This is a genomic window from Sphaerisporangium siamense, assembly GCF_014205275.1.
Lineage (GTDB): Bacteria > Actinomycetota > Actinomycetes > Streptosporangiales > Streptosporangiaceae > Sphaerisporangium > Sphaerisporangium siamense.
Genome location: NZ_JACHND010000001.1, coordinates 5,014,042 through 5,031,202, shown reverse-complemented (window position 1 = coordinate 5,031,202; position 17,161 = coordinate 5,014,042). Strand labels below are relative to the sequence as shown.

17 protein-coding genes are annotated in these 17,161 nt (G+C 73.6%); 9 read left to right on the top strand and 8 right to left on the bottom strand.

Features of this window, described 5'->3' with window-relative positions:
* Positions 1 to 44 precede the first annotated feature (44 nt).
* The 3 genes from BJ982_RS23235 to recD2 form a co-directional block, all read right to left on the bottom strand.
* Positions 45 to 896 carry an LLM class flavin-dependent oxidoreductase gene (locus BJ982_RS23235; protein WP_184883367.1) on the bottom strand — a complete coding sequence of 284 codons (852 nt, stop codon included), beginning with the start codon at positions 894 to 896 and terminating at the stop codon, positions 45 to 47.
* A 39-nt stretch (positions 897 to 935) separates the two neighbouring features.
* Positions 936 to 1,295 carry an antibiotic biosynthesis monooxygenase family protein gene (locus BJ982_RS23230; RefSeq protein ID WP_184883365.1) on the bottom strand — a complete coding sequence of 120 codons (360 nt, stop codon included), beginning with the start codon at positions 1,293 to 1,295 and terminating at the stop codon, positions 936 to 938.
* Between the two features lie 91 nt (positions 1,296 to 1,386).
* Positions 1,387 to 3,552 carry an SF1B family DNA helicase RecD2 gene (recD2, locus tag BJ982_RS23225; RefSeq protein ID WP_184883363.1) on the bottom strand — a complete coding sequence of 722 codons (2,166 nt, stop codon included), beginning with the start codon at positions 3,550 to 3,552 and terminating at the stop codon, positions 1,387 to 1,389.
* 190 nt (positions 3,553 to 3,742) lie between these two features.
* Between recD2 and BJ982_RS23220 the strand changes: the two genes are divergently transcribed.
* The gene (locus tag BJ982_RS23220; RefSeq protein ID WP_184883361.1) at positions 3,743 to 4,522 is read left to right on the top strand and encodes a DUF72 domain-containing protein; all 780 of its coding nucleotides are present in this window, start codon (positions 3,743 to 3,745) and stop codon (positions 4,520 to 4,522) included.
* A 66-nt stretch (positions 4,523 to 4,588) separates the two neighbouring features.
* On the opposite strand, the gene BJ982_RS23215 is transcribed toward BJ982_RS23220, so the two are convergent.
* Positions 4,589 to 5,494, bottom strand: coding sequence for a Sco1979 family transcriptional regulator (locus tag BJ982_RS23215; protein ID WP_184883359.1), 906 nt, complete (start codon positions 5,492 to 5,494; stop codon positions 4,589 to 4,591).
* Between the two features lie 142 nt (positions 5,495 to 5,636).
* Positions 5,637 to 5,891 carry a DUF397 domain-containing protein gene (locus BJ982_RS23210; protein WP_184883357.1) on the bottom strand — a complete coding sequence of 85 codons (255 nt, stop codon included), beginning with the start codon at positions 5,889 to 5,891 and terminating at the stop codon, positions 5,637 to 5,639.
* A 262-nt stretch (positions 5,892 to 6,153) separates the two neighbouring features.
* Here BJ982_RS23210 and BJ982_RS23205 point away from each other — a divergent pair, with 262 nt between their 5' ends.
* The 4 genes from BJ982_RS23205 (at position 6,154) to BJ982_RS23190 (ending at position 9,772) form a co-directional block, all read left to right on the top strand.
* Complete coding sequence (locus tag BJ982_RS23205; RefSeq protein WP_184883355.1) at positions 6,154 to 6,696, top strand: ATP-binding protein; 543 nt, start codon at positions 6,154 to 6,156, stop codon at positions 6,694 to 6,696.
* 178 nt (positions 6,697 to 6,874) lie between these two features.
* Entirely contained in the window at positions 6,875 to 8,110 is a 1,236-nt protein-coding gene (locus BJ982_RS23200) for an MFS transporter (protein ID WP_184883353.1), read from the top strand.
* A gap of 50 nt (positions 8,111 to 8,160) precedes the next feature.
* Positions 8,161 to 8,679, top strand: coding sequence for a hypothetical protein (locus tag BJ982_RS23195; RefSeq protein WP_184883351.1), 519 nt, complete (start codon positions 8,161 to 8,163; stop codon positions 8,677 to 8,679).
* Positions 8,680 to 8,932: 253 nt separating this feature from the next.
* A complete protein-coding gene (locus BJ982_RS23190; protein ID WP_239123750.1) occupies positions 8,933 to 9,772 on the top strand; it encodes a sirohydrochlorin chelatase in 840 nt (279 codons plus the stop codon).
* 70 nt (positions 9,773 to 9,842) lie between these two features.
* On the opposite strand, the gene BJ982_RS23185 is transcribed toward BJ982_RS23190, so the two are convergent.
* Entirely contained in the window at positions 9,843 to 11,345 is a 1,503-nt protein-coding gene (locus BJ982_RS23185) for a glutamate-cysteine ligase family protein (protein WP_184883349.1), read from the bottom strand.
* Positions 11,346 to 11,522: 177 nt separating this feature from the next.
* Here BJ982_RS23185 and BJ982_RS23180 point away from each other — a divergent pair, with 177 nt between their 5' ends.
* A complete protein-coding gene (locus BJ982_RS23180) occupies positions 11,523 to 12,722 on the top strand; it encodes a TIGR03118 family protein (RefSeq protein WP_184883347.1) in 1,200 nt (399 codons plus the stop codon).
* Positions 12,723 to 12,812: 90 nt separating this feature from the next.
* On the opposite strand, the gene BJ982_RS23175 is transcribed toward BJ982_RS23180, so the two are convergent.
* Both BJ982_RS23175 and BJ982_RS23170 read right to left on the bottom strand, forming a co-directional pair.
* Positions 12,813 to 13,601: a hypothetical protein gene (locus BJ982_RS23175; protein WP_184883345.1), complete on the bottom strand. Its 789-nt coding sequence runs from the start codon at positions 13,599 to 13,601 to the stop codon at positions 12,813 to 12,815.
* Positions 13,598 to 14,371: a bestrophin-like domain gene (locus BJ982_RS23170; protein WP_184883343.1), complete on the bottom strand. Its 774-nt coding sequence runs from the start codon at positions 14,369 to 14,371 to the stop codon at positions 13,598 to 13,600. Before BJ982_RS23170 ends, BJ982_RS23175 begins: the two co-directional genes overlap by 4 nt.
* A 288-nt stretch (positions 14,372 to 14,659) precedes the next feature.
* Between BJ982_RS23170 and BJ982_RS23165 the strand changes: the two genes are divergently transcribed.
* Genes BJ982_RS23165 through BJ982_RS23155 form a run of 3 tightly spaced genes read left to right on the top strand, consistent with a single transcriptional unit; the run spans position 14,660 to position 17,108 of the window.
* The gene (locus BJ982_RS23165) at positions 14,660 to 15,898 is read left to right on the top strand and encodes a sensor histidine kinase (protein ID WP_184883341.1); all 1,239 of its coding nucleotides are present in this window, start codon (positions 14,660 to 14,662) and stop codon (positions 15,896 to 15,898) included.
* Complete coding sequence (locus BJ982_RS23160) at positions 15,889 to 16,530, top strand: response regulator transcription factor (protein ID WP_184883339.1); 642 nt, start codon at positions 15,889 to 15,891, stop codon at positions 16,528 to 16,530. Before BJ982_RS23165 ends, BJ982_RS23160 begins: the two co-directional genes overlap by 10 nt.
* A 20-nt stretch (positions 16,531 to 16,550) precedes the next feature.
* Positions 16,551 to 17,108, top strand: a complete 558-nt coding sequence (locus BJ982_RS23155; RefSeq protein WP_184883337.1) for a hypothetical protein — start codon at positions 16,551 to 16,553, stop codon at positions 17,106 to 17,108.
* Positions 17,109 to 17,161: the final 53 nt, after the last annotated feature.

Sequence of the window (17,161 nt, the reverse complement as noted above, 5' to 3'; positions counted from 1 at the left end):
GTCGTCCGGCGGGGCTCACAACCGGTGGCGTCGTCCGGCCGGTCTCACAGGCCGATGGCGTCGGCGAGCAGGTCGACCTGGCCGGGGTCGGGGTCGTTGCCCATGAAGATCAGCTCGTCGCAGCCGATCTTCGCGAACCCCTCGACCGCGGCCGTGACCGCCTCGGGCGAGGTGTGGGCGAGGGAGACGCCGTACTGCGCGTAGTCCTCCCCGGCGAAGGCGTAGTACGGGCCGATCGCGCGGGACACGGCGGCCTTCGCGTCCGGCCCGAGCGCGTACATCACCGACGCGACCACGCGCGGCGCCCCGGACCTGCCCGCCCGGGCCCACGCCTCGGCGAGCAGGGGCGTGAACTCCTGGACGCCGGCGACGGTGGCGTCCCCGGCGATCCATCCGGCGCCGTAGGTGGTGACGCGGCGCAGGGCGGCCTCGGAGTGCCCGCCGAACAGCAGCGGCGGCCCGCCGGGGGTGGCCGGGCGCGGGCCTACCGGGTCGACCCCCGTGGCGGCCAGCCGTTCGAGCAGGCGGTCCAGGTCCTTGCCGCGGGTGGTGTAGTCGAGACCGCCGGCCGCGAAGTCGTCCGGCCTGAGCCCGGGAGCGAGGCCGAGGCGCAGCCGGCCGGGGCCGGCGAGCTGGTCCAGCGTGGCGACCTCCTTGGCGAACAGCGCGTGGTTGGCGCGCAGCGGCCCGAGGAGCACGCTGGTGAGCAGCCGGATCCGCGAGGTGGCGCCCGCCGCGGCGGCCAGCGTGACCAGCGGCTCGGGCGTGGACCACACCAGGCGGTCGCTGACGCTGAGGGTGGCGAAGCCGCGCGCCTCCGCGCGGCGCGCCCATTCCACCAGGACCCTGCCGTCGGACCACGGGGCGTGGCCGGGCAGCCCGATGCCGATGTCCATCGTCGGTGCCGTTCCTCTCGTCGGGGTCGCCAAGACGGATCAGCCGGCCCGCCGGGGGCCCGGGCCGATCTCGCGGACGACCGTGTAGGTGGGGATGCCGCTCATGCGCGGCTCGGCCCTGCCGTCCAGGCTCTCCAGCGCCGCCCGGATGGCGGCCGCGCGCCCCTCGGTGTCGGAGGTCTCCACGAAGTGGCGGTAGTCGGCCTCGCTCGCCCAGTGGACGATGTTGTACACGCGGGTGCCGTCGGTGCTGACGTGGAACCGGGCCGACCGGTAGCCGGGGTGGAAGCGCACCCAGCGTTCCTGGATCTCGGCGAACGCCGCCACGAACTCCCGCTGGGTGTCGTGGCCGTCGACGGTGTAGTCGATGATCGAGTAGAAGCCTGGATCGTGGCTCATGGCGTGCTGCTCCTTCACGCTCGGACGGCGAGGGCCGCGTCCATCGTGCAACCTCAACCGCGGTTGAGATCAAGAGCGGACCGGCGGGAGCTCAGCCGGTCAGGTGGAGGGCGAGGCGGGCGGCCAGGCCGGTGTTCCTGCGGTTCCCGAGGCGGTGGACGGCGGCCTCCAGGGCGTCGCGCGCACCGACCAGGACCACCCAGGTCTTCGCGCGGGTGACGAGGGTGTAGAGCAGCCGGCGGCGCAGCATCACTCCCCCGGCGTCGGCGACGATCGGCGCGACGACGAACGGGTACTCGCTGCCCTGGGAGCGGTGCACGCTGATCGCGTAGGCGTGGGTGAGCTCGTCGAGCTCGCCGAAGGTGTACCGGACGGTCTCGCCGTCGTCGGTGCGGATCTCGATCAGGCGCTCCTGGACGTTCACCGCCGTGACCGTCGCGGTCTCGCCGTTGAACACGCCCTTGTCGTAGTTGTTGCGGATCGGCATGACCCGGTCGCCGACGCGGAACACCGCGGGGCCCGACCAGTGTTCCGCGGCGTCCTCGCGCGCCGGGTTGAGGCGCTCCTGGAGCCTGCGGCCCAGCTCGGCGGTGCCCGTGGGCCCCTTGCGCATGGGGCACAGCACCTGCACCTGGTCCTTGGCGATGCCCTGCTTGCGCGGGATGGCCTCGGTGGCCAGGTGGACGACACGGTCGGCCACCTGTTCGGGGTCGTCGAGCTCCTCGAACCAGAAGCCGGCGCGGCCGGGCAGCGGGGGCACCTCGCCGGCGCGGATGTCGTGCGCGGCACGGACGATGCCGCTGTCCTGCGCCTGGCGGAACACCTTGGTCAGGCGGATGCGCGGGACCTGTTCGACGCGCAGCAGGTCGGCGAGGACGCTGCCCGGGCCGATGCTGGGAAGCTGATCGCCGTCCCCGACCAGCAGCAGATGGGCGCCCTCGGGGATCACCGAGGTGAGCCGGGTGGCGAGCTGGAGGTCCAGCATGGACGCCTCGTCCACCACGACGAGGTCGGCGTCGGCCGGGGACTGCTGGAACAGCGCGCCCTCGTCCCGCTCGGCCTGCCGGGCGAGCATGCGGTGGACGGTCATGGCGGGCAGGCCGGTGAGCTCCGACAGCCGCTTGGCGGCCTTGCCGGTCGGCGCGGTCAGCGTGACCCGGCCGCCCATCGCGCGGACGGTCGCGGCGATCACCTTCAGCGTGTGGCTCTTGCCGCAGCCGGGGCCGCCGGTGAGGATCGAGACCGTGCTGGTCAGGGCCAGGTTCACCGCCACGCGCTGGTCCTCGTGGAGCCCTTGGTCCTCGGCGTAGGGGCGGCGGGGCATGGTCGAACGGGCGCGCAGGAGCCTGGTCACGTTCGCGGCCAGCGTGACCTCGCGGACGTGGTGCTCCTTGGAGTACACCACGACCTGGCCGTGCCCGGCGGGCGAGGCCTCGACGACGACCCTGCGCTCGGCGGCGAGCGCGTTGACGGCGCGGCGGATCGGCTCCTCGTCCTGCTCGACCAGGGCGACGGCCGCGGCGACGAGGGCCGGCAGGGGCAGGTAGCAGTGGCCGTCGCGGGCGGCCGCGGCGTCCAGCCGGTCCACGACCGCGGCCTTGAGGCGCTGCGGGCCGGCCTCCGGCACCCCGGAGCGCAGCGCGATGCGGTCGGCGGTGTGGAAGGCGACGCCCCGCACCCGGCCGATCAGGCGGTACGGGTCGTGGGCGAGGATCTCGGCGGACTCCTCGCCGTACACCTGGTAGATCTTGGCGGCGAGCAGGGGGCTGACCCCGAACCCTTGCAGGACGACCATCAGCGCGGCCACGGCCTTCTGCTCGGCCCACGCCTCGACGATCTGCGCCTGCCGCGCGGCGCCGATGTTGACGACCTCGGTCAGGCGCTCGGGCTCGGTGTCGATGACCGTGAGCGTGCGCTCGCCGAAGTGGCCGACGATGGCCTGGGCCAGGCGCGGCCCGATGCCCCGGATCAGGCCGGAGCCCAGGTACAGCGCGATGGCGGGCACGGTGGAGGGCACCACGCGTTCGCAGCGGGCGACGACCAGGCGCCCGCCGTGGCGGGGATGGTCCTCCCACTCACCGGCCAGGCGCAGCGTCTCTCCCGGTTGCACTCCGGCCAGGGCGCGGCCCGAGGCCACGAAGGCGGGAAGCGACTCGGCGCTCATGCGGGCGACGGTGTACTCGTCCTCGCGGACGTACACCAGCCGCTCCACCGAGGCCTCGACCTCGGCCGGAGACGGCGTCGCGAGCACGGCCACTACGCTCCCCAGGTCACATGCGGGCACCTCTGCGCAGGAGACTAGCGCCCGCCTGCGACAGTTCCGTCCCGCATGGCCACGCGGGCCCGGTGTGAACGAACCACACCGGGGCGGGCATGCTGGCCATATACGGCCGGTACGGCCCCCGCGCGGGTGTGCGCCGCGCGGAGCCTGAGGGACGGAGCTCGCCATGGTGCTCGTGGGGACATCGGGATGGCAGTACAAGCACTGGCGGGACGTGCTGTACCCGGCCGGGCTGCCGCAGCGGCTGTGGCTGGAGCGGTACGCCGAGTGCTTCGCCACCGTCGAGAACAACAACGCCTTCTACCGGCTGCCACCGCGGGAGACGTTCGAGGCGTGGCGGGACCGCACGCCCGCCGGCTTCGTCATGGCGGTCAAGGCGAGCCGCTTCCTGACCCACATCAAGCGGCTGAAGGACCCCGAGGAGCCGGTCGAGCGGCTCATGGAGGCCGCGGGCGGGCTCGGCCGCAAGCTCGGCCCGGTGCTGCTCCAGCTCCCGCCCACCCTGCGCGCCGACCCGGGCCGCCTGGACGCGTGCCTGCGCCGCTTCCCCGCGGGCACCCGCGTGGCCGTCGAGCCGCGCCACCGGTCGTGGTGGACCGGCGAGGTCCGGGACGTGCTCGCCCGGCACGGGGCGGCCCTGTGCTGGGCCGACGTGCTCGGCAGGCCGGTGACCCCGCTGTGGCGCACCGCGGGCTGGGGCTACCTGCGCCTGCACCAGGGACGCGCCGATCCCTGGCCGTCGTACGGCGAGGCGTCGCTGCGGTCGTGGCTGCACCGGCTGTCCGCGCAGTGGGACCCGGCGGAGCATGATCTGTACGTCTACTTCAACAACGACCCGGAGGGCGCCGCCGTGCGCAACGCGGTGCGGTTCGCGGCGCTGGCCCGCGGGGAGGGCATCCCGGTGAGCCGTACTCCCGAGGAGCTGCCTGAGGCGGCCCTCACATGACGACGTGCCCCCGTCGCCGGAGGCACGTCGTGTGGGTCTTCGTCCGGCGGACCGCCGGCGGCGCGATCAGATGTCGTCGAGGATGCCCTGGAGGGTCTTCTTGGTCTCCGAGACCGGGACGGCGTCCAGGCACAGGCGCTCCATGACCGCCTGGTAGCGGTCGAGGTCCTCGCGCTTGTCGAGGTAGATGGCGCTGGTGAGCTGCTCCAGGTAGACCACGTCGGGCAGGTCGCGCTCGGCGAAGCGCAGGATGCTGAACGGGCCGCCCGCCGCGGCGTGGCCGCCGGCGCTGAACGGCATGACCTGCACGGTGACGGTCGGGGAGCTGATCGCCTCGATCAGGTGCTTGATCTGGCCGCGCATGACGTCGGGACCGCCGAGCGGACGCCGCAGCGCCGCCTCGTCGATCACGGCCCACAGGTGGGGCGGGCTGTTGCGTTCCAGAAGCCTCTGCCGGGCCATTCTGAGGTCCACGCGCCGCTGGATCTCCTCCTCGGTCCCCTCGGGGTGGCCGAGCATGACGACGGCGCGGGCGTAGCCCTCGGTCTGGAGCAGGCCGGGGATGAACTGCACCTCGTAGCAGCGGATGCGGGTGGCCGCCTCCTCCAGGCCGACGTACGCCTCGAACCAGTTCGGCAGCACGTCGTCGTAGTTGTGCCACCAGCCGGGGCGGTTGGCCTGGGTGACCAGCGACAGCAGCGCCTCGCGCTCGCTCTCCTCGGTGACTCCATAGAAGGTGAGCAGGTCGGCGACGTCGCGGGTGCGGAAGCTGACGCGTCCCAGCTCCATGCGGCTGATCTTGGAGTGCGAGGCGCGGATGGAGTGGCCCGCGGACTCCAGGGTGATGTTGCGGCCTTCCCGGAGCCGGCGAAGCTGGGACCCGAGAAGGATGCGCAGCACGGTGGAGCTGCCGCGTTCCCGAGCCATCATGGTGAGCGGGGTCTCGTCCCCTTCGGCTCGGGCAGTGATCATATCTCTTCCTTAGGACAGCAGACCGACGTCTCACTTCGCACGGGCATAGAGGAGTTCACGATACCCCTCACGTCCGAATCCGGATATACCCCAACATCACCCTTAGGCCACGATTTTCAACGCTCAGTAGCCACCAGTTCCGTTAAAAGGCCAGGTCATCGAACTCCCCGCGCTTCGCACCCTGGATGAAGGCCGCCATTTCTCCCCGGCTATAAATCAGCGCGGGGCCACCCGGATGCCGGGAGTTGCGCACCGCCACCCCGCCGTCCGGCAGCGGGGCCAGCTCGACGCAGTTGCCGCTCGGGTTACTGTACGCGCTCTTGCGCCACCGCACACCGGTCTGCCCGAGGCGCGCGGTCAGCTCCATGGCGGGCATGCCGTTGGAGATCTCGTCCATGTTGCCTTCTTCATGTCCCCCGGAACCCCGACAGATCTGACATCCGTCCCGTAGGCCCCTCTTTGCCACGAGGGCCCCAGATCGGTGCATCGACCCTCAAGTGTCAGCATACCTCTGTGCGTTTGCACGTGCATCGGTACTTGCACATGCACACCGTGAGGGAGCAATATGGCTACGCGCTAAGCAGCTCGCTACAACCGAACTAACCCCCCAAGGCACGCTTATGACTGCGTACAGGACACAACGCACCAAACCCGCTCTGGTGCCGGACCATGAGTGGGAAGACTGGCTGGCCGCTCTCGACCGTGTCCTGTCGCCCGCCGGCCCATGGGCGTCCGACGGCGGGACGAACGCCGACCGGCTGAGCCTCGCCCTCTGCGAGCTCCGCCACGATCCCTACGCCGCCCGTACCGCGCGTGCCTTCACCACCAGCACCATGCGCGCGTGGGGGCTCACCGAGCTCCTCGACGACGCCGAGCTGGTCATCGGCGAGCTGGTGATCAACGCCCTGCACCACGGCCTCAGGGGCCGCGCGGCCGTCGTGTCCGGCCACCCGGTGCGCGTCATCCTGGCCCTCAACGACGTCTCGCTGGTCTGCGTGGTCATCGACGACGGCGAGGAGGTGCCGACGCCGCGCGACCCCGACTTCGGCGCGGAGGGCGGGCGCGGCCTGCAGGTGGTCGAGGCCATCAGCGACCGCTGGGGATGGTCGCCGCTGCGCTCCCCCGGCAAGGCCGTGTGGGCCGCCTTCGGCCTGGGCAGGCGTCCGGCCCCCACCGCCCGGCACCTGGAAGTCTGCCAGTGACCCCACCGGGCACGGCCCCACGCGGCTGAGCCCCCCGGCCGCCCCGCACCGCGGCGGCCCCGCGCCACCGGGGCGCAGCCGGGGGCGTACTGTGGCGGTACACGGCATCGCACCAGGTCAGGCAGACCGGAAGCCACCGCGGACGTCACGCCGTGGCGCGCCGGCCGATGGAGTCGCCATGTCCGCCGCCACCACCACAACCCGCGCCACGACCGCCACCGGCCCCGGGCCGGCGACCGTCCTGGTCCTGATGTCGGCGCTGCCGCCGCTGGCCGCCGACGCCTACCTTCCCGGCCTCCCAGCCATCGCGCGGGACCTCGGCACGAACGCCACGGGCGTCCAGCTCACCCTCACCGCCTTCTTCCTCGGCATGGCCGCGGGCCACGTGCTGCTCGGGCCGCTCACCGCCCGCTACGGCCGCCGCGCGCCGCTGCTCGTCTGCCTGGCCGTGTCCGCCCTGGCCTGCGTGGCCTGCGCGCTGTCCACCGGCGCCGGAACGCTGGCCGGCGCGCGGCTCGTCCAGGGGTTCACCGCGTCGGCGTGCCTCCTCGTCGGCCGCGCCGTCGTGGCGGACCGGCGGCGGGGACGAGAGGCGGCCCGTCTCTACGGGCTGCTGATGGCCACCCTCGGCGTCGCCCTGGTCCTCGCCCCGCTCGCGGGCGGCGTCCTGGTCGCGGCCGCGGGCTGGCGCGCGGTCTTCTGGGCGCTCGCGCTGCTGTCGCTGGCGATGGTCCCCGCCGCCGTGGCCACCGTGCCCCGCGCGCCCGCGGGACCCATGCGCCACCGCCCCGCGGCCGGGACGCCGGACCGGCCCTTCGCGGGGTACGCGCTCGCGTTCGTCCTGGCTTTCGGCGCGCTCGCCGCGTACCTGGCGGCCTTCCCGTTCCTCCTGCGCGATCTGTTCGGCCTGCCGGTCGAGGCGCTGGCGCTCGTGCTGGCGGTCAACGCGGCCGGGCTCGTCCTCGCGGGCGTCGCGGGCAGCCACCTGACGTACGCGTTCGCGCCGCACCGGCTGCTGGAGGCGGGGCTGGCGGTGACGCTTGCGGCGTCCGCGGCGCTGTGCGGGCTCGCGCTGGCCGGCGCGCTCCCCTTGGCCGCCTTCCTGGTCCTGCTGTTCGCCGCCGTCTCCGCTCTCGGGCTGGTGCTGGGCGCCGCCTGCGGCCTGGCGCTGGCCCGTGCCCCGCGCGCCGCGAGCACGCTCGGGGCCGCGCAGTTCACGGCCGGGGCGATCACGGCCGTGCTGGCCGGACTCGGCGGCGGCCGGGACGCGGGGCCCATGGCGCTGATCATGACGGGCTGCGTCCTGGTGGCCCTGGCGGTGGTGGCGGCGATGCGGGGCGTGCTGGACGTGACGCGGCGCGAAAATCTGGACACCGGACGTATCGGCGTCGGCTCTTGCGATCAACCCCGGTGACGCACACACTCAAGAACGGGCGAGCCTAGGCAAGGCATGCCCTGGGGGTGGTGCTCGTGCACGATGCCTACAGCACTCGCGAGACCTGGCCGTTCGAGTGCGTCCGCTGCCTGATGATCTGGGAAGAGGATTACACCGTCCGGCACCTCACCGGCCATCACGGCACCGAGGTGGAGGTCTGGTCGCTCGCCGGCGTGCGGGTCCAGCCGCCGTGGTCGGGCGTGTGCTGCCCGGCCTGCGGCGACACCGATGTCAAGATCTTTCCCCGTGGGTACCTCTCGCGACATCCCGAGCTGCGCGTCACGCGCCCGTCCCGGGCGGCGCCGGCGGCGGACACGACCGCCGTGACGGCCCCCGTGGCCGCGGACGAGCCCGCCGTGACGGCGCGCGTCCCGGGAGACGAACCCGCCGTGACGGTTCCCGGGCCGGTGCCACGCCGGCCTGGGTGGCGCCTCGTCCCCTCGCCGGCGCGGCCGCGGCTGCTCTACGCGCTGATCGGCGCCTCGGCTCTGCTGGTGGCCGGGATCGAGGTGATCGGACTCCTCAGGGCGGTGCGTCCCGCGCACTGAGGAGTCCGCCGCCCCCGGGGATCAAATGTTCCCGGGCCCGCGCGAAGGCCGTGTCAGTGGTACGGCACGCCGCGCCACGCGGGGCGGGCCCTCCGCCCCCGCGATGATCTCGAATGATTACGGTCCGTTGGTACCGTCCGGACGATCGAGACCTAATATGTCAGTGATCTCCTCGGAGAAAGATCGACTGCCCTCCGCGCGTCGGCGCGAATCAGACTTAACTTTTGCCGCATACCCCGTAAAATCCGCCGATGTGAACGATGGCCACCACGTCCCACAGGAGCTCCCGGTCCGCGAACGCTCGTTCCGGACCAGCTCCGGCAGGCACCGGCGCCCGGTGCCCGCGCACCTGCCTCCGGACGCGCCCGCCCTGGTGCTGGCCGCGCCCGGCATCGGCGGCGACGTCGCGACGGCCGTCAAGACCATCGTCAGCGTCGATCACCCGCAGCTCGACGTGCGCCTGGTCAACCTGGGCGACTCCAAGGCCAGCCTGGCCGAGACGCTCACCGAATGCGCCGCCGAACGGCCCGCCGGAGCACCGGCCGCCATCGTCGTCCCCCTGGTCACCGGCCCGCACCAGCAGGTCTACCGCGCCGTACGGGAGGCCGTCGCCGAGAGCGACGTCGTGACGACGATCGCCGACCCTCTCGGGCCGCACCCGCTGCTCGCCGAGGCCCTGCACGTCAAGCTCTCCGAGAGCGGGCTGGCCCGCGCCGACCGCATGCGCCTGTTCAACATCGCCGCCCCGGTGGACGGCATCATCGTGGCCACGGTCGGCGGTCCCGAGGCCGTCCGCGCCGCCGACGCCACGGTGGTCCTGCTGGCGGCGCGGCTCACGCTGCCCGTGGTGGCCGCCTCGCTGGACGCCTCCCCCGGCGTCGGGGACGCCGCCCAGCGGCTGCGCAACATCGGCGCCTCCCGCCTGGCGCTCGCCCCCTTCCTGATCGGCCCGGAGGTCGACCCGCACAAGATCACCAAGGCGGCCGAGTCCGTGGGCGCGGGCTGCTCCGACCCCATCGGCGCGCACAGCGCGGTCGCCCAGCTCGTCGCGCTCAGCTACGGAAGCTCCCTCACCGGCGTCGACCCCGAATAGACGCCGCGACCACCACCGCGGGACCGTCTCCGCACGGTCTCCGGTTCTCCGTCCACGGCCCGGACCGCCCCTAGAGGGCAGGCCGCGCCGTCTCGGCGGCGACCATGCTCAGGGGCTCCATGTCCGGCCAGGTGTGCACGGGCTCGCCGCCGTGGGCCAGCTCGCGGTAGCGCGCCAGCATGGCCGCCCGCGCGTTCGGCTCCTCCCCCAGCGCGGCCAGCGCGCGCCGCTGCCAGACCGCCCCGGTGCGGCCCGCGCGCACGCGCTCGCGGATGACCGCCAGGCGTTCGCGCGCCTCGTCCTCCTCCACCCCGACCCCGAGCAGCCCCTCGTGGGCCATCGGCAGCAGGTCGAGCACCAGCTCGGACGCCGGGGCGGGCCCGGACCGGCCCGGCCAGGCCAGCACGGCGTCCAGGCCGCCGCGCGCCGCGCGGTAGAAGTTGCGGTAGGCGTCGGCGAACGGGAAGTCCTCGATCCAGCCGGGGTTCGCGGCCGACGCCGCGACCAGGCCGAGCAGGAACGCCGCGTTGGCCGCCATGTCCGCGCACGTCGGCCCGGCCGGCAGCGCGCGCAGCTCGACGCGCAGGTGGCCGCCGTCCGCGGGGTCGTAGACGGGACGGTTCCACTGCCACACCGTGCCCTGGTGCAGCCGCAGCTCGGCCAGGCCGGGCACCCCGCCCGCGCGGACGACCGCCAGCGGGTCCTCGTCGCTGGTCACCGGCATGACCGGCTCGTACTCGCGCACGCTCTGCTCGAACAACTCCTCGGCGCCGCTGCGCACCCACCCCGAGCCGAAGCTGACCCGGCCCGCCACGCGCCAGGGCCGCTCGGCGTCCCGGTCGTCGGCCGACGCCTCGAACAGCGCGATCCGCGTCTCCTCCCACAGCTCGCGGCCGAGGAAGGACGGGGAGTTGCCGCTGACCGCCAGCACCGGGCCGATCGCGAGCTGCGCGGCGTTGTGGACGCGGGCGAAATCGCCGGGAGAGGTGCGCAGGTGCACCTGCCAGGAGGTGTTGGCGCTTTCGAGGATGACGTCCTCGACCTCCAGGTCCAGCCGCTCGGCCCCGTCGATCCGCACCCGGTACGGCTCGTCCCTGACCCGCCGCATGCCCCGGCTGAGCGCCCGGTAGCGCACCTCGTCGCTGATGGCGTCGCGGGTGAAGTCGAACTCGCTCAGCGTCGGCAGGATGCCGATCGGCACCACCCGCCCGCCGTGCGTCCGGGCGGCCTCGTCCACCAGGCCGACCAGCAGGCGCGCCTCGTCCTCCATCGCCGAGAACGGGCGTCCGGCCAGCGGCAGCGGGGTCAGGTTGACCTCCAGGTTGAAGCTGCCGAGCTCCAGCACCACCCGCTCGTCGCCCGCCGACTCGCGCACCTCCTTGTTGCGGCGCAGCGGCCGGCCGCTCTCGTCGATCAGGAAGAGCTCCAGCTCGGCGCCCACACTGGCCGGGCCCGCGCCGAACCCGGGCCTGTCCAGCAGCTCACGCAGCGCGACCAGGCAGTCTTCGAGGCGGCGGCCGAAGCGCGCGTACTCGTCCTCGGAGAACCGCTCCTTGGCTACCTGCTGTCCCATCGTCTCGTCCCCCACTGGTGAAGGTCCCCGGTCGCCCCCTCACTGTCCCGGCAGGCGCGTTTCATGCCTCATCTCCTTCCCCTCCCCCCGCGCCGCCGCGCGAAATCACCTGAACCGGCTCCGCCGGGACCGCGTACCTCCGTCCGTACGCACCTGCAGACGACATAGGAGGCCTCGATGCGGCCACGCATCGTCACACTCTGCGCTGCGGCGCTCGTCCTGGGCCTGTCCGGCACGATCCCCGCGCACGCCACATCCGCGTCCTCCGCGCGGTCCACCCGCTCGGCGGAGCACGCCAAGAGCGTCACCGCGCACTCCACGCGGTTCACCGACCTTCCCCTGATATCGGACCTCGCCGGAAAGGCGGACGTCACCGATCCGAAGCTGGTCAACCCCTGGGGCCTGGCGATGGGCAAGACCCTGTGGGTCTCCAACGCCGGAACCGGCTCCGCCACCGTGTACTCGGGCGGGGCCGGCGGGCTCACCAAGGAGAAGACCGAGGTCGCCATCCCGGGCGGGTCGCCGACGGGCCAGATCTTCAACCCCACCGGGGACTTCCCGATCAGCAGCAAGGGCGTGAGCGGCCCCGCCACGTTCGTCTTCGCCAGCCCGAGCGGCGCCATCACCGGGTGGAACGCCGAGGTCAGCCCGGGAAGCGCGATCATCGCGGCCTTCACCAGGCACGCCGACTACAAGGGCCTGGCGCTGATGCCGACGAACCGGGGCAACTTCCTGCTGGCCGCCGACTTCGCCCACAACCGCGTCGACGTGTTCGACGACGACTTCCGCCGGGTGCGGCTGCCGAGGTGGGCGTTCCGCGACCGGGGGCTGCCGTCGTCGTACTCGGCGTTCAACGTGGAGGTCGTCGGCAACGCCGTCTACGTCGCGTTCGCCAAGCGCGACCCCGCGACCGGCGGGTCCGTCGCCGGCAAGGGCTCCGGGTTCGTCAGCCGCTTCTCCGCGACGGGCCGGCTCCTCGGCCGCGTCGCCGCCCGGGGCGCGCTCAACGCGCCGTGGGCCATGATCAAGGCCCCGCGGGCCTTCGGCGCCTACGCCGGGGCGCTGCTCGTGGGCAACTTCGGCGACGGCTGGATCAACGCCTACCGGAACGGGCGCCACCTCGGGCCGCTGCGCAAGGCCGACGGCAGGCCCATCGCGATCGAGGGCCTGTGGGACCTGGAGCCCGGCACCGCGGCGAGCGGCGGCGAGAACGCCGTGTGGTACTCCGCCGGGATCCAGAAGGCCCGGCACGGGCTGGTCGGCCTGATCATGCCCGCCGGCGCGGCCACCGGCTCCCCAAGCCCGACGGCCTCGCCGGGCCCGTCCTCCTCGCCGTCCCCGTCGGCGTCGCCGACCGGCGACTCCCACTCCTACTGACTCTCCCTGACGAAAGGAGGCGACCTGCCCGAATGAGCGGAGGTCGGCTGCGGGGTGGCGCGCCCCGCAGCCGTCTTTCGCGCGTTCGGCCTAGCGGATCGCGGCGAAGGCCGCGCCCGCCATCACGGCGATGATCAGTGACAGGACGATCACGACCATGACCGTGCCCAGCGGCTGGGGGCGGCGGGGCGCCCGCATGTGCGCCCGGGCCCTGCGCACCTCGGCAGTGGGCGAGGCCAGCGACGGGGTGGGCACGGGCCGCGCGGGCGGCAGCGTCGGCGCGGCCGTGGGCTCGGACGAGGGCGGGACGACCGAACCCTGCGCGAGCGGCGGCCGTCCCGGCGACGTGGGCGGCGGGACGGGCGGCGGCACCGGGCCGCGCGTCGGGGTGACGCCCGGGTCCGGAGCAGGCGGCCTCGTGGGCGGCGCGGGCGGCCGGGTGGGCGGCCCGGCCGGGGGCGCGGGCGGCCTCGTCGGCGCCGGTGGAGCGGAGGGAGGCGGGGTGGGTGACGCGGGCGGGGCCGGGGAGGGGGCGGGCGGCGGCTCGGGCGGCGGCGGGACGGGAGCCGGTTCGGCGGGCGGGCGGGCCTCGTGGCAGATGGGCGGGCCCCCGACGCTGAGCCCGGCCCGCAGGCTGACCAGCAGGTCGACGTCCAGGCACACCGAGAGGAGCCCGCCGACGGAGGCGTCGAGATCGACCGCGGAATCGACCACGGCCCGCCGGCGCCTCGCCCCGGCCGCGCCGCCGTCATGGTCGCCGACCATGGCCGCCTCGGCCGTCCTGTCCTCCGGCGGGGACGGCTGGGCCTGCAGGGGGACCAAGGGAGTCAGGGAGATGGCCGTGACCAGCGCGGTCACACGGGAGGTCGGCACGGTCACCCGCTCCAGGAAAGGCGTCGCATCTCGGTCAGCGCGGCCTCGTAGGCCTCCGGCCCGACCGACAGGCCGCTGGCGAAGACGTGCGAGATCTGCCAGGCCAGGAAGATGCCGAGCCCGAGCAGCCCCGCCATGAGGGACAGCGGCACCAGCGTCTTGCCCCGGGGACGCGCCCCCGCCAGGAACGGGAAGAGGATGACGATCACCCCGGTGCAGACGGCCAGCGGCAGCACGCCCGCGGGAGGCTTGGCCCCGGCGTCCGCCGCGCGCTGGCGGCGGGCCGCGGACAGGTCGCGCATCTCATCGAGAAGTTCGCCTCTCGCCGCCTTGGCGTCCTCGTCGCTGAGCACCAGGCCCGTCACCTGGGTGCGCAGGGCCTCAAGGCGCGAGGCCCCCTCTTGGCTGAGGCCGCCCGACGCCATGAGCGGCCATTCCGTGCGCACCACGAAGTCGACGTAGTCGCGCAGTTGCTGCCGTAGCCGGGGGCCGGCGGGCGCGGGAACGCGGGCGGCGGACCAATAGCTCTCGACGGCGGCCTGGCTTTCGGCGTAGGTGTTGTGCCGCGCGGCGTCGGCCGTGCTCCACGGCACGACGATCGCGATGGCGAACACCAGGAGGAACAGCGACGACAGCATGGACCCGGCGTGCCCGGACGAGGGGCCGTTGGGGGCGAGGTCGTCCGTGCCTTTGACGAACCGGCGGAAGAGAAACGCGGCCACGACCACCACGCCGACCGCGCAGAGCACCGCGAGTACGCTGACCAGGATCATCATCTTGTACGACCACTTTCTGACAGGGGACGTCCGCCCGTTTGCCGATCGCATGCCGTCACATGGTTATCACATTACGTAGTGACTTCGAATGGTGATCGCGTAGATGTGCATAACTTTCCGTAGCAACCCCCACACCGAAAGCAGCAGAACCCTCGCGAACCACAGCGTCCACGGCGCGGGCGACGCCGGAATGGGACGGGCGGGAGGGCGGGGCGGGGGTTTTCCTCACCTTGGGGAGGGGGGTTATGACCATGTCGGTGGTGGTCGCGTTATCCCTACGGTTGGAACATGACCGTCGCCGAGGTGAGGAGCCCCTGGGACCGGGTCCGCGGGCACTGGTCCGCGCGGAGCTGGCTGCGCATGTTCCACGTCGTGACCGGCGTTCCGCTGGGGCTGCTGGCGGGCCTGCTGATCGTCGCGATCACCGCCCTGTCGGTGATCTTCGTGTGGACGGTGGCGGTGCCGGTGGCGGGCGCGCTGCTGCTGTTCTGGCTCGTGCCGCTGCTCACGCGCCTGCAGCGCCTGAGGTTCGCGGCGTTCCTGGACGTGGAGATCCCGCCGGTGCCCCGGCGCAGGCTCAAGGGTAACGTCGCGATGCGCCTGCTGCGCAGGACCCGCTCGGCGTCGCTGTGGCGCCAGGTCGCCTACCACCTGGCGTCCCCGCTGATCAGCGTGGTGGGGTGCGCCGGGGTGATCGTGACCTGGTCGGGGGCCCTGGTGACGGGCGCGCTGGCCGTGCAGTTCTGGGTGCTCGGCGGCGGCTGGCGCGGCGTGCCGTTCGCGCTGCTCTCCGCGGCGCTGCTGGTGGCGGGCCCGTGGCTGGCGCAGGGGGTGTCGTCCCTGGACGTGATCGCGGGTGAGGCGCTGCTCGGGCCGAGCGTCAGCGACCAGCTCGCCGAGCGGGTGGAGTCGCTGCGCGAGAGCCGGGCCGAGGTGATCGACGCGGCGGACGCCGAGCGCCGGCGCATCGAACGCGACCTGCACGACGGGGCGCAGCAGCGGCTGGTGTCGCTGGCGATGAAGCTCGGCATGGCGCGCGCCACGTTCGGCGAGCTGCCGCTCCCGGCCAAGGAGATGATCGCCCAGGCGCACGACGAGGCCAAGCAGGCGTTGAAGGAGCTGCGCGACCTGGTGCGCGGCCTGCACCCCGCCGTGCTCACCGACGAGGGTCTGGACGCCGCGCTGTCCGGCCTGGCCGCGCGCGCGGCGCTGCCGGTGCGGCTGCGGGTGGACGTGCCCCGGCGCGTCTCCCCCACGATCGAGGCGGTGGCGTTCTTCGTGGTGTCGGAGGCGCTCGTGAACGTCGCCAAGCACGCCCGCGCCACCACCGCCGAGGTGGTCGTGGCCCGGGAGGGCGACCTGCTGCGGGTGGTGGTACACGACGACGGCCGCGGCGGCGCCGACCCCGGCGGCGGGACGGGCCTGCGCGGGCTGGCGCAGCGGGTGGGCTCGGTCGACGGCACACTGAAGCTCGACAGCCCGCCGGGCGGGCCGACGACGATCAGCGTGGAGATGCCGTGCGTGTAGTGCTCGCCGAGGACTCGGTGCTGCTGCGGGAGGGGCTCGTCTGGATGCTCGGCTCGGCGGGCATGGAGGTCGTGGCGGCCGTGGGCGACGCCGAGGCGCTGCTGCGCGCCTGCGACGAGCACACCCCCGACCTGGTCGTCACCGACGTGCGCATGCCGCCGGGGCACAGCGACGAGGGGCTCCGCGCGGCGCTCGCCCTGCGCCGCCGGCGGGCGGGCCTGCCCATCGTGGTGCTGTCGCAGTACGTGGAGGAGCGTTACGCCACCCAGTTGCTGTCGACGGAGACCAGCGGCATCGGGTACCTGCTGAAGGACCGCGTCGCCGACGTCGCGGAGTTCCTGGACGCGCTGCGCCGCGTGGCGGCGGGCGGCACGGCGCTGGACCCCGAGGTGGTCGCGCAGCTCCTCGTCCGCCGGCACAGCGACCCGCTGGACCGGCTCACCCCGCGCGAGCACGAGGTGCTCGCGCTGATCGCCGAGGGCCGGTCCAACACCGGCATCGCCGACGCCCTGGTCGTCTCCGAGGGGGCGGTGGGCAAGCACATCAACAACATCTTCGCCAAGCTGGAACTCTCCGGCGCGGACAAGGACCACCGCCGGGTGCTGGCCGTCCTGCGCTTCCTGAAGATCTGAAGGACGGAAGGCGCGACGGGATGCGAAGGAACGTGCGGGTGGGGTGGATCGCGGCGGGCGGGCTGTTGTCGGCCTCGGCCGTGCTCGTGGTGGCGCTGGGGTTGTGGTTCGCCGTGCGGCTGCCGCACGACTACGACTTCGCGCTCGGGTCCTACGACAGCGCGGACCTCGGGCGGCGGACCACCGAGGTCTCGACGGTGACCTACGCGATCACGACGCCGGTGATCGTCGTGCACGCGGCGGGGCCGGTGCGGGTGATGGTGGCCCTGGGCCCGGCGGGCAGGCTCGCGGTCCGGCGGGAGATGTCCTGGGAGGAGGGCGAGCGCGACTTCGAGGAGTCGTGGCGGGACGGCACGACGCTGGACGTCCGCCTGGGCTGCCCGCGCCCCCGCTCCGGGCCACCGGGGGCGTGCCGGGCGACGTACACCCTGACCGCGCCGACGAGCGCGCGGGTCGAGCTGAGGACGCCCTCGGGGGCGGCGACCTGCGCGGCGGCGGGTCCGGAACCGGCCGCGTGCGAGGTGTCCGCCGGCCCGCCGCCTGTCCCGCCGCCGGGCCTACCGCCGGAAGGCGGGTAGCCCGGGCCGGTCGGGGTGGGCTCGGGGCCGGGGACCGCGGGATCACGCGCGGA